Origin of the sequence: Gilliamella sp. CG22 (assembly GCF_046635725.1) — a bacterium.
In the GTDB taxonomy this organism is placed as follows: domain Bacteria; phylum Pseudomonadota; class Gammaproteobacteria; order Enterobacterales; family Orbaceae; genus Gilliamella; species Gilliamella apicola_I.
On the sequence record NZ_JBIDFK010000002.1, the window covers coordinates 1 to 18923 of the forward strand.

General features: G+C 36.1%; 7 protein-coding genes, 1 tRNA gene and 1 pseudogene. 6 read left to right on the forward strand and 3 right to left on the reverse strand.

What is annotated here, in order from left to right:
* From ACGH46_RS01820 to pflA, 5 genes and pseudogenes are all read left to right on the forward strand, one after another.
* A pseudogene (locus tag ACGH46_RS01820) lies at nt 1–864 on the forward strand (hypothetical protein); the annotation flags it as partial.
* Complete coding sequence (locus ACGH46_RS01825) at nt 864–10748, forward strand: SdrD B-like domain-containing protein (protein ID WP_411603791.1); 9885 nt, start codon at nt 864–866, stop codon at nt 10746–10748. The pseudogene ACGH46_RS01820 and the gene ACGH46_RS01825, both read left to right, overlap by 1 nt.
* A gap of 416 nt (nt 10749–11164) precedes the next feature.
* A complete protein-coding gene (gene focA, locus ACGH46_RS01830; RefSeq protein WP_257006728.1) occupies nt 11165–12013 on the forward strand; it encodes a formate transporter FocA in 849 nt (282 codons plus the stop codon).
* 69 nt (nt 12014–12082) lie between these two features.
* Complete coding sequence (pflB, locus tag ACGH46_RS01835; protein WP_220215723.1) at nt 12083–14365, forward strand: formate C-acetyltransferase; 2283 nt, start codon at nt 12083–12085, stop codon at nt 14363–14365.
* A gap of 238 nt (nt 14366–14603) precedes the next feature.
* Nucleotides 14604–15386 (forward strand): pyruvate formate lyase 1-activating protein, encoded by a 783-nt coding sequence (gene pflA, locus ACGH46_RS01840; RefSeq protein ID WP_218837373.1) that lies wholly within the window; start codon nt 14604–14606, stop codon nt 15384–15386.
* Nucleotides 15387–15448: 62 nt separating this feature from the next.
* Here the strand turns inward: pflA and rarD are convergent, their stop codons facing one another.
* Nucleotides 15449–16345 carry an EamA family transporter RarD gene (gene rarD / locus ACGH46_RS01845; protein WP_411603794.1) on the reverse strand — a complete coding sequence of 299 codons (897 nt, stop codon included), beginning with the start codon at nt 16343–16345 and terminating at the stop codon, nt 15449–15451.
* A gap of 68 nt (nt 16346–16413) precedes the next feature.
* Nucleotides 16414–17706, reverse strand: coding sequence for a serine--tRNA ligase (serS, locus tag ACGH46_RS01850; protein WP_267351750.1), 1293 nt, complete (start codon nt 17704–17706; stop codon nt 16414–16416).
* A gap of 595 nt (nt 17707–18301) precedes the next feature.
* Between serS and ACGH46_RS01855 the strand changes: the two genes are divergently transcribed.
* On the forward strand, nt 18302–18562 hold the full coding sequence (locus tag ACGH46_RS01855) for a DUF4190 domain-containing protein (protein WP_065559043.1): 261 nt from the start codon (nt 18302–18304) through the stop codon (nt 18560–18562).
* A gap of 260 nt (nt 18563–18822) precedes the next feature.
* Here the strand turns inward: ACGH46_RS01855 and ACGH46_RS01860 are convergent.
* Nucleotides 18823–18899: transfer RNA gene (locus tag ACGH46_RS01860), tRNA-Arg, on the reverse strand.
* Nucleotides 18900–18923: the final 24 nt, after the last annotated feature.

Sequence of the window (18923 nt, forward strand, 5' to 3'; positions counted from 1 at the left end):
AGTTATAAACCGACGGAAGCCCAATTTATAGAGGGGTCTTACTCGATAGGCCGTGTGAGCAACCGTCACCGCAATCACACCAGTTTAACCGGAAATGATGAAACTCGTCGGGATATTTATGCCGCTGGTTATGGTTATAAAAATGATTTATTTCAAATACGCAATCGTCTGGAATATCGGATAGATGAAGGTAGTGAACGCATAAGACAATGGGTGACCACTAACCGAGCAAAAACGGTGGTTAATGAAAACTTAAGTTGGCTTGGACAATTTGATTTTGCCAAAACGTTTGGTAATCAAGATGATTCAAGTGATGTAGTAAGTAATTACACGGAGTCAATGATCGGTTTTGCCTACCGACCCCAAGTAATCAATAATCTGAACCTTTTTGGCAAAATGACCTATGTGTATGGATTAGACCCGGATGACCAGTTGATAGTGAACTCAACATCATCAGGTGGTAAACGTTATACGTCGAGTTTGTATGACCAAAAGAGCTGGGTATGGTCATTAGAAGGTGTTTACGAATGGAATGCGAACTGGGAAACGGCGTTTAAGGCGGCACAAAGACAGGGTCATTTACGTTATAAAGGTGAAAGCGATTGGTATTCATCAGGCGCTGATTTATATGCACTAAGGATTAATTATAAGACGGGTGACTGGGAATATCAGGTTGAGGGGCGAACGCTACGTACAGATCTGGCAGATGATCACAAAGACGGTTTAGTGACCAGTGTCTACCGTAATGTTGGCGACAACATCAAGATGGGTGTGGGTTACAACTTCACGGATTATAACGACAACTTAACACGCTTGAACTACCGTTCACATGGTTGGTTTGTCAATGTAGTGGGGAGTTTCTAATGAACAGTTGGCAAAAAGTTAACAGTGGTCAAATACGTTTACCCGTGCAAATAAAATCAGACCTAAAAGCTGAAAATCGAAAAGAAGAGAATTTACGCATATCAGGAGAGAAGATAATGCGAATTAAGTGTAATGCAACAGCGAAAATGAATGCTAAAAAAAGATCTTGGGTTGATGTTTTTAGTTACAAAGCGATATTACAATGTCTAAAATGGATGTTGCTTTCCGCCTTTATGTCGTTAACAATTGTATCGGTAGCTAATGCAATTCCAATAGCGGGAAGGGTATTTTTAGACTACGATGATACCGCAAAAAATGTAACCTTTCCGTTACAAGGCTTATCCGTGACATTAAAAGATGATCAAGGGATTTTAATATCAAATGAACAGACAAACGATAATGGCCAGTATAACTTTGAAGTTAACACTTTAGGAAATTATATCGTTGAAATAGCAACCAATAATGGGGAAAGCGTTTCCAAAAACGTAACTGTTAGAGGGGCAACAGGTGAATTAGGTCAAAACCTCTTTTTAAAAGGAAAAGGGGGAACTATTCATCTAAAAGTTAAAAATGGTACAGATGCAGGTATTAACAACATTCCTGTAAAAATGAGAACTCAATCAACGGTTGGGATGGTAACCAATACGGATAATAATATCGTATTAAAAACAGATAGTAATGGCGAAATAGAGATAAAAAATACATTATTACAGGTTAAATATGAGGCTTTTTTTGATAAAGACGTTGATCTCTTTTTAAAAACTCGAAATTATAAATTATGGGATGTCATACTACCAGATAATAATCATCAATATGCTGAACTTATTTCTTTTAAGATGGAAGGTTCAGATCAAAGTGGGCAATTTAATCTTAAACATCGTAATACCAATTCTGTTGATGGTGTTGTTGTGGTTGATAGAAATAACAACAATACCTATGAAGCAGATATTGATACTGGTCTACAAAATATGAGGGTCGAGTTGTATTATTCCGGTACAACAACCAAAGTAATGGGAACCGATACCGTTATTACAGGTGGTGATGGTAAATACAGCTTTAGTGATCTCGCTGTTGCAACTTATGATATTCAGGTAACAAATGTCACTTCTCCACCTTTTACTACTGATAGTAAAAACAGGGCAAAAGCACAATTAACAATACCTGACTCAACTGGGGTGCCTAGTGGTCCTAATTTCTTGTTTCAATTAGATCCTAACGATACATCTTTATCCAGTATATCTGGAAATGTGTTTGTACTAGGACCTCAGCAATATATTATAGCAGGTCCGGATTCAGGTAAAACGGGCAATAATATTCCGCTTGCGGCTCAAGGTAGTACAGGACTTAATACCACTGTCGAACTTTACCAACATAATGGAACCGATTGGGAAAAAATTGCTTATCAATTTACCGGTAATTTGGGCGCCTATCAATTTGTCGGATTAGTAAAAGACAAAGATTATAAAGTTGTTGTCACAGAGTCAAATATAAATTTAAATAATACTGTTTTTGTCAATGACACAGACGGTAAGTCAACCAGTACCTCCTCTAAATCAAGAAGTACGCATAAAGGAAAAGTCACATTAAGTAATGGTACACAAGCTAACATTGCTGCTAAAGAGATTATCGTACCCAAACTTAACGAGAGAAAAACCAACCAAAACTTTTGGTATTCACCAATACGTAAAGATTTAGGTAATTTATTAGTCGTCAATTATTTGAAAACAGCCAATGGAAATTGGAGCTGGAGTTCAACAATTAATGGGCTTGAAGCAATTACCGCCAGTACTTATACTAAAATAGCCTTTTTTGAAGAAGATGGTGTGACTCAAGCAACCGATTTACAAGGTAATAAATTAGAAGTCAGCTATCAAAAACCGGGTTTTTATGGTGTAAGAGGCTCACAAAATTATCCTATCGATCATGCGGGTTTATTTTATTATTCTGTTGTTGAATATGATACGGATAATTTGGATTATCCCGAATCATATAATGGCGAATATTCGATTAATGTCACTCCAAATAGAACTTGGGAAGATACCCTCTACTTTACACCAAAAAGACCCAATACGATTTCTGGATATGTGTATTTAAATAATAGCCATCGAGGGGCTTTAGGCACTTATAATCCAAATCAAGATACACCAATTAAACAAAATCGGGTTACTCTGGAGCGTAAAGTATCGGGAAAATGGACAGTTATCACTGAATTTGCAACAGATAACAAGGGTTATTACAATTTCACCAATTTGCCTAATGGAGAGTATCGTGTTACGGCTAAACAGGAGTATGGTGGCGACAGTAATATCAAGGCTGGCGATGTTGATTTCGAAAATAATGATCAGAATAGCGGTTCAAGTATCGATCCTAATGATAATAAAAAAACGATATCAAGCATTGTTGTTAATGCGAGTGGTGGTAACAAATATAACAGGGATACTAACATCTGGTATAAATTGAAAATTAATGAAGATGTTCTTCGTGGTTCAGTACTGTTAGATACATGGTTAGGTGATGGTGAGATACAAACCGGGCAAATGTACAATGCTAATGACTTACCATTAAAGAATGCTATTGTTTTACTTTGTGAAGATGACGGTACCAATGATTGTACTGAAAATGGAAGTAATTTTATTGGGAAAAAACTAACCAATGCTAAGGGTGAATATAGTTTTCAAGGGCAACAAGATGGTATTAATCGAGATGTGACTTACATCGTTAAAGCTATCTATTCAGGTACAACGGCTGTCACAAATACCGCTAAAGAGTTAGCTCCAAGTTATAAAGTACAATTTAAACAACTAGATGTCCCGATGACGAAAAACTTTCTAATGCAAGGAAAAGGACAATTTTCGGGAGCACCGGTTAATGATCTCAATGGCGATATGGACTATGCAGGTGAACAAACACTTGAGAAAGGCGATGGATATTTTGATCTCTATTTCTGGAATGGAAGTAATTATGAAAAATGGAGTGTTATTGGTGATTACTATCGAACGATCAATCTTAAATCATTACCAGAAGGCAAATACCGTATTGTTCATCAAGCAGATAAAACTAAATATTTAGATATTGCCGATAAGGATCCTTCTTCACCTCCTGGTACAGTAAATTTTGAAGTATTAGCTGATGGCACATTAGCAAATATGGATAATAATAATCAATGGTTTATGCAAGCAACGATAGCGCCTTCAGGGCTCACTGAAGCCTTGTCAGGTAATATTTATTTAGACATCACCGGATCAACTGAAAAAAATGAGCAATCGGTTTTATTAACATCAGATGAATTACAACGGTATAACCTTTCAGATTTATCTGTAGAAGGGGTCTTTTCACCAAGAATTTATCCTAATTACTATGATAGAACGAAAAGTATCGATTCTATCCTTGCAGATCCTGATTTTGTTGATAACAAAGTAAAACAAAATGGGCGATTTGTTTATAATAAACAAAACTCAACTCGGTATAATAATTTATATCTGACAAGTATGTTATTGCGATTAAATGGATTGGATCATAGTGCTTTCAAATTAGTTGGTAATAGCAGCGCATCTAAAACAGAAAAAACTTATCTTCCAAATGAAATAAAAACAAATTTGGAATATATGCAGGTTTATTTATTACCAAGAGGTGTACCGAATCAATATTGGTTAATTAGAGCCAATAATAATACTGAAATTAGCGGTCAGCTTTATTACGATTATGATGATAATGGTAGTTTTGATGCGTCTAAGGGTGACGTGCCAATCACTGGTGTACGTGTCGAAATTTATCGTAAAGGCAGTAATAAATTATATTCTTATACCAAAACGGACAATAATGGTAAATATCGTTTCAGTCATCTTTTAAATGATAATTACACGATAAAAGTAACGGATACAGGCTTAGATAAACGTTATGAATTGAAAAGTCCTTCTGATACCGTGAACGATGTTCAAATCACTGCATCGACGCCAATTTTATCAGGTGGTGGTTTAGACTTCATTTATAAAAAAGAGGGGGATGCATCGATATCGGGTTATGTCATGATCGATATCAATAATAATGGCCAACCCGATATCAGTTTCAATAGAACGGGTGATGTTCCTGTTTCAACTGTAACTATTAATTTATATAAAGGAAGTGACGCAACAGGTACGCCATTTAGTACGCTTAAAACCAATGAAATTGGCTATTATAGTTTTAGTTTAAGTAAAGATGATTCGAAAGCTAGCCTTTATACCGTTGAAATTGAACCGCCGAGCGGTTATGGCGTGATAGCGAATGCAGATAACAATACGAACAAAACTTTAAATCCGATATCTTTTAATACTAAAGGTGGTAGTCAGAAAGGTAAATACTTCTTATTAGCAGGGAAAACAAATGCTAATCCATCGGCAGGTATAACTAGCACTACCGCAACAAATAGTGGTATTTCGGGCAAAACATTAATTGGTGATCCTGCTGCTGCAACAGGTGAGCCATTAGGTGGGGTATTACTCAGTTTATACGATGCTACGACGAATAAAGAAATGGTTCGCCAGTATAGTGATGCCAATGGAGAATATCATTTTTATAATTTGCCAGATGGTAACTATAAAGTCAGTGTTATTTTAGCCCCACAAAATTATGTTATTGTTGGGAATAGCGAAAACTCAGTGCAACCAATTGATACCATATCAAATATCATTATCAATAATCGAGGTATTGACGGTAAAATATTCTATTATAATCAGGCTAGCTATGACGGAATTCAAGGTAATGTGTATATCGATTTTAACGATTCTAACCAAGATTTGAATCATACAAATCAATTTGCGCATCCACTTGATGGCTCGGTACAGGCAACTGTTGAATTGTATTCAGGATTAAATGCCAGTGGACAGCCATTGATGACTCAAAAAACCAACAATGGTCATTATCATTTTGCTAATCTATTATACGGAACGGGTGTTAATTACTCTGTTAAAATCATAATGAATTCGCTTAGTGACTATGATTTCAAACAAAGTAAATCAGGAAATCAAGCACAAAATATCGTTATTCCTGTCAGTGGATTACCTTTAGAAGGATCACTTGATAATCATTATCTTGTTTTAGGTAAGCAAAAAATTGGTGGTGATGTCTGGATTGATTTCAATAACAATAAAATCAAAACGGTTGATGAGCTTACTAATGGTGTGAAGGTGAATCTAAATTACAAGGTTCCAGGCTCAAATCAATATAAAACGCTTAAAACAATTGAGACGGATAATATTTCTTTAAATGGTAATCCATCGAAAAATGGTCAATATCTTTTCGAAAAGCTACCTATAAATTATTATTATCAAGTAGAAGTCATTACACCAAATGGCGCTAAACTTATTCCTGCATCAGAGATAGCAAATAATAAAAATATCATTGATTTTATGCCGCTAACTAATGATGATTTCAGTAGTAGTACTGGATTTAATTATGACGGTATTATCGCAGGACAAGTAACGATTGATGTGGATAATAGTCAAAGTAAAACAGATGTTGATACCAGCTTTGCTGGGGTCAAACTTAATTTGACAAAAGTGCCAAGCCCAAATTCTAATGCGACTAATAATCAAGCAACATTTTCAGTAATAACTGACAGTTCAGGAAATTTTAAATTCGAAAATATGTCACCAGGTCAATGGGTTCTTTCTGCTGATAACTCACAAACAGTGGCAGATTGGAATAATTATGCTTTAAATTATACTTCAATGAATAACAGAACGATTGTTGGGCAGAATAATAGTTTGTCATTAGATATTAACTTAACTGTCAATCAACCTTCAATTGACAATATCAATATCGGTTATCGCGGTAGCAGTAAAATCACAGGTTATGTGGTTATTGACCGAGATAATGATGATCAATATAGTCAAAACGATATGGCATTTGGTCAGTTATCTACACCAATAACCCCAGTAATAACCTTAAATTCAGCAAACAATAAATCGGGCTTCACACCTAAAGATATATCGGTTGACCCATCTACTGGTGCTTTTGAAATAGAAGGATTAAGTCAACATAATTATGAAATTACAAGCACAGTAAATCATAATGATTATAAACTTGTCTTTAGTCCCGGAAATCCAGCAACGCCATCGGCGATAGCAACGTTTGATATTAATGGTCCGAATGACAGTCGGTATGAACTTAATCCAGAAAAACGTGCTTTCGGTTATCAAATTAAACGCAACTTATCAGGAACAGTTTATTTGGACGCAAGCGGAAATGGTTCTTATCAAACATTCCATACAAAATTAGAGGGTGCTGTTGTAAAAATTGAAGGTGAATGGAATAACAAAAAAGTGACAGAAAGCCAAACAGTTGGTAGCGATGGTCAGTTTTCGTTTACTAACATTACTGAAGGCAAATGGACAGTTTCGGTTTCACATCCAACACGTTCAAGTTTAGTTTATAGCTATTTTGTTGAAAAATCAGTAACTCCAAGTGGGAGCAACACTAATAGTGTTAGTTATCAGGTTGATTCAAATACCGGTCGAGATATCAAACTTGATCTAGGTATGAAAGGTCAAAGCATAATTACAGGTATGGTTGTTCTGGACAACGATGTCGATGAACAATTGTCACAAGGTGATACCGGTATTGCTAATTTAACCATAAACCTAATTGATCCAACTAATGATACTGTTATCTATAAACAAACGAACACTGGCAGTAATGGTTATTTTGAATTTAATGGTTTATCGAGTGGTAATTATCGAATTCGAGTGACGGATCCTGCAAACGCTTTAAGTGGTTATGTCATTAGCTTTAGTCCGACAGGTAAGGCATCGACGAATAACGCATTCGATATTGCCCCTGTAGTTGTTTCAGCGGACAACGACCAGAAAATCAGTAATGATTTTGGTTATAAAGGTAATATAGGTATCAGTGGTCATATCTATCAAGATATTATGGGTAATGCTGTTCATAATGCTAATTATCCTACATTATCTGGGGTTGAGGTGAGCGCCATCAATCAAAGTAATAACGCAAAAGTTTCGAGCGTATCACTTGCCGATGGTAGTTATGCAATAAACAATCTAACATCGGGTGTATGGATTGTTAAAATTACAGGCTATCCTCAAGATTGGAATTATAGTTACGTCAATTATGCTGTTAATTATTCATCCATTGATCAGGTCAATCCTGGCGAGTTGAAACTAACCATTTCTGCCACAGATACCGCAGGTAAAACTATCGACTATGGCTTGAAGGGTAGTGCTAAAATTGCCGGGCGAGTGGTTGTCGATATGGATATCAATGATAATGCTAGTTTGAATTACCATGCGGCAGCTATTGATAGACCTTTAAATGGTATTCCTGTTACCCTCAAAAGTAATGGCTTAAGTGGTGCGCCTGAAATCAGAACGACAACGGATAGCAATGGTCATTACCAGTTTGATAATCTAACGGCATATAATCAATATGAAGTGAGCGTTGATGATAGCACCTTATTGCAGTCTGGATATCAAATCAGTTTCAGTCCAGCCATGGTTAATGGTGGAAATGCAAGTAATCATGATATGTTAGTGGTAGCGGGTGTTAATCAACAAGTTGACAATATTGATTATGGTTATAAGAGTCAAAAAGCGTTAAAAGGCAAAATTTATAAAGATTACTCAGGAAAAGGTATACATCAGACATATCATACTACTTTAGCGGGTGTTACCGTTGAAGCAAGGGATGCGAATAATCCTAATATTCTTCTAACCGCTGTGAGTGATGCTAACGGTCAATATGAGATCAATAATATTGCAGAGGGTGAATGGATTATTACTGTTCAACCAGTAGCAGGTTCAGGCTATAGTTATAGCTATGTGGTTAAACCACAAGGTATGCCTGCTACTGATGTTCCAAATGGAACAAAACTAGATATGAATGCGGCATCTTCTCCATTAGTCACCAATGTTGATTTCGGTCTAAAAGGTCAAGCAAGCATTAGTGGTCAAGTTGTGATTGATATCGATACCAATGATGGTAACGCAATAACAGCTCAAGATATTGGTATTGATTCACTATTCCCGCATTATGCCGTTGAATTATTTGTCGAAAATGATTTGGTTGATAGTGTTGAGGCAATAAGTACAGGCACAAATATTGATGATCTTGGTCAATATAAGTTTGAAAACCTAGTTTCAGGTGTTAACTACAAAGTTAAAGTCTCTATTCAAAATTCTAACTATATAAGTAGTTTCTTACTAACAGATAGTAATATTGCTGCAACAACGAATAAGACTGATAACGAAATGGAGGAAATTTACCAGTTTGCGAGTGCAACCGATCATGCTCAAGGAGTGATTTTTGCTTGGAGTGGGATAAGTGGTATTAAAGGTAAAGTGTTCTTAGATAACAATGATGATGGAGAGTACAATCCTTCAATTGATAGTTCAGTTAATGCGCCGGTCACATTACTATTCGAGAATGTAAACAATCCTGCTATCCACTTTACACACACATTAGCAGCAAGTGATGTTGATTATGAAATTAATAACATTATTCCGGGTAAATGGAAAATTGAAGTTACAGGTATACCGACGACTTTAAGAGCAAGCTTTGATCCGGATGATGCGCATCACGATCGTAATGGCACCGTAAATACCCCTGAAACAGAAAACGTGGCAACATTAGATATTTCAGGTAGTTTAATCGATCAAAACTTTGGTTATATCAATGGAGGATTCATTGAAGGAAGAATTCTTGATGATAATCAGGGCGGAGGGTTAAAAGGTGCTGCTAATTATAATGGCTTAAAAGGTGTGAATGTTTACTTATTAGATAGTGATAAACAACACATCTTAGATAAAAATGGTCAACCGGTTAAGTCAATAAGTGGTGAAAATGGTAAATTTAGTTTCCGTAACCTCATTATTGATACCAATAATAATGGTACAGCACGATACTTTGTTAGAGTCCTGTATGGCGAGTATAACGATGGTAGTGTCAATGTTGGTCGTGGTAATCCTTTATTTGATTTGATACCGTCATTTGATCAATACGCAGACAATAACGGTAAAGTAATTGAACATGACTTAATTAATTTAGCTAATCCACCTGCTTCGGTAACATTCAATGGTGTGGGTGGTGCTCACACTGTGCCTGTCATGTTAAAAGATATGTCAACAACTTTGACACGGTTAGCGAATGAAATGCTATTGGGGTATCGTAATTCGGATGAGGATGTCACGATAATTAAAATGGCACAGAAAGATAATGTCGTTGTAGGTGATATCGTGCCTTACTCAATTAGAATTATCAATAATAGTCCGCGTGCTTCAGCTATCAAGATACAAGATATCTTACCGGCAGGCTTTAAGTTTGTTAAAGGTTCAACGCGTCTTGATGGTAAAAAAGTTGCTGATCCTAGTGGCGGAAGAACGGTCACCTCTCAGGTCATCAAATTGAAATCTAACGATGAAATAACGCTTACTTATATGCTGGTGGTCGGTTCGGGGGTGACTCAAGGTGAATATACCAATACAGCGAAAGCGATAAACTCATTAACTGGACGAGTAGTCTCCAATATATCTCATGCAACCGTAACGGTTACGGCTGATCCATTATTTGATGATGCGCTTATTTTCGGAAAAGTGTATGTCGATAAAAATGGTAACGGTATTCAAGATGAAGGTGAAGAAGGATTGGGTGGGATCAAATTGGTTACGGCTCGGGGTGAAATCATTACAACCGATGCAATTGGTCGTTATCACCTAGTCGGTGTATCGGGTGGTCGTTGGGAAAGAGGAGCCAATTTTGTGATTAAATTGGATACCAGAACATTACCAAAAGGCTATGAAGTGATTGGGCGTAATCCTAAAGTGATTCGAGTATCACCGGGGTTACCTAGCAAAGTTGACTTCTTAGTTTCAGAGGTAAGTAATCCATAACAATTGGATTACGGGCAAAATTTGGATAAGGATATCCAAATTGTAACGTGAAGTTACATTTACATATTTATTTAAGACTTGTTCTATTTTATTTTCCTCCTTTTTCGATATATCAGAAAAAGGATGGAAAATTTTTTTATTTAATCGGAATTTCTTCAGTCAACAGCAATGCAAAAAAATCGTTTATAATTGCTATGAAATAGTTAACTGTCTGTTTTAAAAGCTTATTAAAACTGTTAAACACTTTTTAAATCAAAACAGAATGTTATTATTTATGTTAATAAATGTAAAAAAATAAAATAAAAATAATGAGTTATAATTTTTTAAATTTTTTTAACTAAAAAATTGATGATTTGACATAAATTAAGAGTATACTATCCGCCTCATAAAACCCTAGTTTTTTGAGGATGTTAACATTGAGTAATGATAAGCTTGTGGATTCTCTTTCCCCCGCACAAATGACCCAAATTGCTGAAGAGGTCGGTAATTATAAAGTAAATAAGCACCCAAGTAGTACGATTTTATCTGCCATTATTGCAGGTGTATTTATCTCAATTGCTTTTGTATTTTATATTACTGTGACAACAGGTACATCTACCGTTGCGTTTGGACTTGCTAAGTTAGTCGGTGGTATTTGTTTCTCATTAGGACTTATGCTCGTTGTTTGCTGTGGAGCAGATCTTTTTACTTCAACAGTTTTAACAATTTTGCCGAAAATGACGCATAAAGTCAGTTGGTTTAGAATGATTCGCAATTGGATTTTAGTCTATATTGGTAATTTTATCGGTGCTATACTGTTTGTTGGCGTGATATGGTTCTCAGGTCAATATATGGTAGCCAATGGGATGTGGGGACTAAATGTTCTGCAAACTGCAGATCATAAATTGCATCATACTTTTATTGAAGCTGTTTTTCTTGGTTTATTAGCCAATCTAATGGTGTGCTTGGCGGCTTGGATGAGTTACGCTGGTCGTAGTTTATTAGATAAAATGCTAATCATGATTTTACCGGTAGCAATGTTTGTGGCAAGTGGTTTTGAGCATAGCATTGCTAATATGTTCATGATCCCAATGGGAATTGTGATCAACAATTTTGCTTCTCCGGAATTTTGGCATGCAATAGGTGTATCACCGGATGCATTCAAAGAATTAACCGTTGAGCATTTTGTGTTAAAGAATTTGATTCCTGTAACAATCGGGAATATTTTAGGTGGTTTAGCCGTTGCGCTGCCTTATTGGGCATTATATTTACGCAAGCCACATTGATTTTTATGATATTTACCCTTATATACAAAAGAGTAGATAGAAATTTTAGTAAACCTGAGGTGAAAAACTATGAGTAATTTAAACGAAGTACAAGCGGTCGCTTGGAAAGGATTTAAAGATGGTGATTGGCAAAATAATGTCAATGTCCGCGACTTCATTCAAAAAAACTACACACCATATGAGGGTGATGAGTCTTTTTTAGCTGGCGCAACTGATGCGACAACTAAATTATGGGATAAAGTTATGGAAGGCATCAAAATTGAAAATGCTACCCATGCCCCTGTAGATTTTGATACAAGTGTTATTTCGACAATTACTGCTCATGATGCAGGTTACATTGAAAAAGATTTAGAAAAAATTGTTGGCCTACAAACTGAGAAACCATTAAAACGTGCGATTATCCCGTTTGGTGGTATCAAAATGATCGAGAACTCTTGTAAAGCATACAACAGAACACTTGATCCTTTAGTCAAAAAAATCTTTACTGATTATCGTAAAACCCATAACCAAGGTGTTTTCGATATCTATACACCAGATATTCTTCGTTGTCGTAAATCAGGTGTTATCACTGGTCTTCCTGATGCGTATGGACGTGGTCGTATCATTGGGGATTACCGTCGTGTAGCACTTTACGGTATCGACTATTTGATGCAAGACAAATTTGCACAATTCAATTCATTACAAGCGGATTTTGAAAATGGTGTTGATTTAGCCATGACAATGCAACGTCGTGAAGAAATCGCTGAACAACATCGTGCGCTTGGTCAAATTAAAGAAATGGCTGCTAAATATGGTTACGACATTTCTGGACCAGCGAAAACGGCACAAGAAGCTGTTCAATGGACTTACTTCGGTTATTTAGCTGCGGTTAAATCTCAAAACGGTGCCGCTATGTCTTTAGGCCGTACTTCAACATTCTTTGATATTTATTTCCAACGTGATCTTGAAGCTGGATTAATTACTGAAAAAGACGCTCAAGAAATTGTTGACCACTTCGTAATGAAATTACGTATGGTTCGTTTCTTACGTACTCCAGAATATGATGAATTATTCTCTGGTGACCCTATTTGGGCAACAGAATCTATCGCTGGTATGGGTGTTGATGGTCGTACATTAGTTACTAAGACTTCTTTCCGTTTCTTAAACACTTTATATACCATGGGTCCATCACCAGAACCAAATATGACTATTCTTTGGTCTGAACAGTTACCAAGTGGATTCAAAGAGTTCGCATCAAAAGTATCGATTGATACGTCATCTTTACAATATGAAAATGATGATTTAATGCGTCCAGACTTTAACAACGACGATTATGCAATCGCATGTTGTGTAAGCCCAATGATTGTTGGTAAACAAATGCAATTCTTTGGTGCGCGTGCAAACCTTGCTAAAACTCTTCTATACGCAATCAATGGTGGTGTGGATGAGAAATTAAAAATGCAAGTTGGCCCGAAAGAAGATCCAATCACTGATGAATATCTTGATTTCGACAAAGTCTTTGCTCGTTTAGATCACTTTATGGATTGGTTAGCAAAACAATATGTGACAGCACTAAACGCAATTCACTATATGCACGATAAATACAGCTATGAAGCATCATTAATGGCTCTTCACGATCGTGATATTATTCGTACTATGGCATGTGGTATTGCTGGTCTTTCTGTTGCTGCTGACTCATTATCTGCAATTAAATATGCAAAAGTAAAAACCATTCGTGATGAAGACGGTCTTGCGGTAGATTTTGAAATCGAAGGTGAATATCCACAATTCGGTAACAATGATCCACGTGTAGATGATATCGCTGTAGATTTAGTTGAACGTTTCATGAAGAAAATTCAAAAACTTAAAACTTATCGTAATGCAATTCCTACACAATCTGTATTAACCATTACTTCAAACGTTGTATATGGTAAGAAAACAGGTAATACGCCAGACGGTCGTCGTGCCGGTGCGCCATTTGGACCAGGTGCTAACCCAATGCACGGACGTGACCAAAAAGGTGCGGTTGCTTCATTAACATCTGTTGCTAAATTGCCATTTGCTTACGCTAAAGACGGTATTTCTTATACTTTCTCTATCGTACCAAATGCATTAGGTAAAGATGATAATGCACGTAAACGTAACTTAGCTGGTTTAATGGATGGTTACTTCCACCACGAAGCATCAGTTGAAGGTGGTCAGCACTTAAATGTTAACGTATTGAATCGTGAAACATTATTAGATGCGATGGAACATCCTGAAAAATATCCACAATTAACCATTCGTGTTTCTGGATATGCAGTGCGTTTCAACTCATTAACTAAAGAACAACAAAAAGACGTCATTACACGTACTTTTACACAATCTATGTAATTTAGTTGATTTTAAATTACGACAAAATAGCGTCCAAAAAGGGCGCTATTTTTTTATAATATTGACTAAATTCATATTCATTATTCGTAAAAGAGTAGTTGTGTTGATATCATTCATTTTTAACCTATATAATTACCTAAATTAAAAAGCGTTTCTGATTAGTGTAATTGGTGAAAGCTAAACCGTATCTGAGTTAAAATAACGTATAAGCAATGTGAGCAACGATTAGAGAAAATTTATGGAACAAAATAACAATATCATTATGACAACAAAACAACCGATTAAAGGTCGTATTCATTCTTTCGAATCTTTTGGTACTGTTGATGGGCCAGGAATTCGCTTCATTGTTTTTTTTCAAGGTTGCTTAATGCGCTGTTTATACTGTCATAATCGTGATACTTGGGATTTGAAAGCAGGACGAGAGGTCACGGTTGATGAACTAATGAAAGAAATTGTTTCTTACAAAAGTTTTATCATGCCTAATGGGGGCGGCGTCACCGCATCGGGTGGTGAAGCAACGTTGCAATCTGAATTTATTACAGAATGGTTTAAGGCTTGTCATGAAGAGGGTATAAGCACCTGTCTGGATACCAACGGTTATGCCAGACAACTTGATCAGACTGTTGATGCGTTAATGGAAGTAACGGATTTAGTGATGCTTGATTTAAAACAGATGAATGATGAAATACATCAAAAACTGGTCGGTGTTTCGAATAAACGGGTACTTGAGTTTGCTAAATATCTTCAAAAAATTAATAAAAAAACATGGATCCGCTATGTCGTTGTGCCAGGCTGGACGGATGATGATAATTCTGCGCATCTACTAGGTCAATTTATTCAAGGAATGGACAATATTGAGCGTGTTGAATTATTGCCTTATCATAAAATGGGGGCTTATAAGTGGGATACGATAGGGGATAAATATCAATTGGAAGGCGTTGAGGCACCTCCAAGAGAAACCTTAGACAGAATCCAAGCGATTATTGAAAGTTATGGTCAGCCGGTCACGTTTAGTAAATAAATTTCACTATATCAAATAAAAGCACATTAAAATGTGCTTTTTTGTTATTTATCGAATGTTATTTACCGAATTCTTTTACGTTTTATCGCTCGTAAAACAAATATACTCCCTTCTAATGCTAATACGCAGACAGACAACCAAATAAGCCCATATGAGATGATATGCTCTGACGATACAGATTCATGCAAAAATATTACCGATACCATAGAAAGCAGAACAGGTTCTACATATCCAAGTAATCCGAATAATCCCATCGGTAGTAATCGTCTTGCAACAAAATACATTGCAAAAGCAATAGCGGTAATGATTCCTAGCATAGGGATAAAAATAGGAAAATGGGTAATGTCATGAATAATCTCATCCCAACTGTAGTTAAGAATAAAATAGATCAAACACCCAATAAAAATAAAGAAGAAGTCCGAAAATGTGCCTGCAATGCCCTCTATTTGTAATTTTCGGCGTATCATAAAATAAACGGGGTATCCTAGGGCGATGACGGCTGTTTCCCACGAAAATGCGCCTGTATTGACAATTTCAATAGCGACCCCTAATGCCGCAAGCCCCACTGCTATTTTTTGTAAAAAACTGAGTTTTTCTTGATAAAACAGCTGTCCTGAAATAACCATGGTTAACGGTAGTAGAAAATAGCCTAAAGAAGCTGACAAGCCATGTCCGTTGATAGGCGCCCAGATAAAGATCATCATCTGGACTGTCAATAATAGTGATGAGCACAATAACCCAATTAAGAGAAGGGGATGTGTTTTTATACGGACAAAAAGTAGATGAATGGCAGACCACTGTTTTTCAATTAAAATTAGAATCACAATCGCAGGAAAAGAAGTCAACAATCGCCAGCAAAAGATATCAATAACTGACAAGGGATGCAATAACACGGGATAATAATAAAGTAAGCCAAAAAGGCATGATGCGAGTATTGACAGGACAACACCTTTTATCATGATTTCACCTTAATTAATAAAAAAATAGCGCTAATGAATAGCGCTATTATAGGGTTAATAAACGTTTTTTAGCCTATTACTTCGACACCATTCATGTATGGGACTAAAACGGATGGAACTTTAATGCTTCCATCAGCTTGCTGATAGTTTTCCATAATGGCAACCAATGTACGCCCTACCGCTAATCCAGAACCATTTAAAGTATGGACTAAATAAGTTTTATTGTCTGCCTTGCTACGATAACGAGCTTGCATACGACGTGCTTGGAAATCCCACATATTAGAGCAAGAAGAGATTTCTCGATAAGTGTTTTGAGCAGGAACCCAAACTTCAAGATCATAGGTCTTACAAGAACCAAAGCCCATATCACCGGTACATAGCACAATTTTTCGATAAGGCAGTTCTAATAGCTGCAACACTTTTTCAGCATGAGCAGTAAGCTCTTCTAACGCTTGCATGGATTCTTCTGGTTTCACTATTTGCACTAACTCAACTTTATCAAATTGGTGCATACGAATTAAACCACGTGTGTCTTTACCATAAGATCCTGCTTCAGAACGGAAACAAGGTGTATGAGCGGTCATTTTTAATGGAAGCTCACTTTCATCTAAAATTTCATCACGCACTAAGTTTGTTACCGGAACTTCAGCGGTTGGGATTAATGCATAATTACTGCTTTCTGCTTCTTCATCGAGCGGTTTTGTGTGAAATAGGTCACCTGCAAATTTTGGTAATTGACCTGTTCCAAATAAAGTGGCCTTATTAACTAAATAAGGTACGTAAATTTCAGCATAGCCATGCTGCTCGGTATGAAGGTCTAACATGAATTGAGCGATAGCACGGTGTAAACGCGCAATTTGAGATTTCATCACCACAAATCGAGCCCCAGTGAGTTTTACACCCGCAGCAAAGTCAAGCCCACCAAAACGTTCACCTAAAGCAACATGATCTTGTACTGGAAAATCAAATGTTCTTGGCGTACCAAAACGCGATATTTCAACATTATCATTTTCGTCTTTACCGTCAGGTACAGAATCATCCGGTATATTTGGAATATTTGAAGCAATATCTTTAATTTGATTCAGTAAGATTTCTAGCTCAGCTTTAGCGCTGTTGAGTCTTTCACCAAGCTTATTGACTTCTTCACGTACGGACGTGATATCTTCACCACGAGCTTTAGCTTCACCAATAGCTTTAGAACGTGCATTACGCTCTGCCTGTAAGCTTTCGGTTTCAACTTGTAGTACTTTACGTTTTTCTTCAAGTTGACGAATACTATCAACATCTAATTTAAATCCACGGCGCGCTAATTTAGTAGCGACAAGATCCAATTCATTTCGGAGTAAATTCGGGTCCAACATAAAAAAAGTCCATTATGATTAATTAAAGATATCTATCTACTTTAATGGTTATTTTAATATAGCGACGACCATATTTAAAATAAAAAAGCAGACTGATTATAAATATTTAAAGTTTGAGCTTAGTATACTCGATTTATATCGGGATTCAACCAGAGTGGTATACCCGAAGAAATCTAACTGATATTCGTCAATCAATGTAGTTCAATTGGATAAAAGCAATTATTTTATCATTTATTTTTCTTGCTTATACTGCTGAATATTTTATCTCGACTATTATTCATAAAAGAAAAACAAATACAAGTTATTAACAATCATTTTTTGGTAAATTTTATCATCCCGATGTTTCATATTGGTTTTAAATCTATTTTCCTATTTTTATACAGTATTAAATCATTATCTAAATCATTTAGTTATTGTTATATGTCAATTGCTACTGATATCGATCTTATTCGCATCTATCACGAAAATAATTTGAATAGCGGTGATTTATGATTGATAAAGTGAAATATATCTTATATTGATCTGCTAAAACGATAATCTTATACTTAACTGCTATTTATTTTATTTTTCAAAAGTATCAAGGGGCAAAAGATAAATGGATCAACAACAATATAAAGCAACAAGTGGTTTAGCTATAGCGGGGATGAGTTGCGGAATTTCATCACTGGTTTCTATTTTGGTCATCAATATTTTAAGTATTGTCGTCGCTATTGTCGCTATAGTATTGAGTGCTGTTGCTATGAGTGATATAAAAAATAATAATAAAAGAGGTTTTGGTTTTGCAACAACAGGGATAATTTGTGGAATCATAACGCTTTTATTATGGTGTTCATTTTTCATTTTAGTATTAACTTAGAATGTGCACTTTGACTTCTAATCTTGCTTAAAACACTTTTTAGGGCTTGGGTAGGAATAGATGACATTAGAGGCCTGAGAAACATAAAAAGCGTTGTAGAGCGTTTTATATAAGCATTTTTGGGGTATTGGTAAACATGCTAAAGTGTAGAGCAGAGCAGATGATTAATATATGCGTATAGAATAATTTTTTAGGTGGTTTTACACATTATAACCTTTGATTGATTAGCATAAATCGAAGAATCTTTTGGGATGCTTAAATGGCGCACCCGAAGGGATTCGAACCCCTGACCGCTCGGTTCGAAGCCGAGTGCTCTATCCAGCTGAGCTACGGATGCTTGTAAGTTCGTAAAAATGGTGCA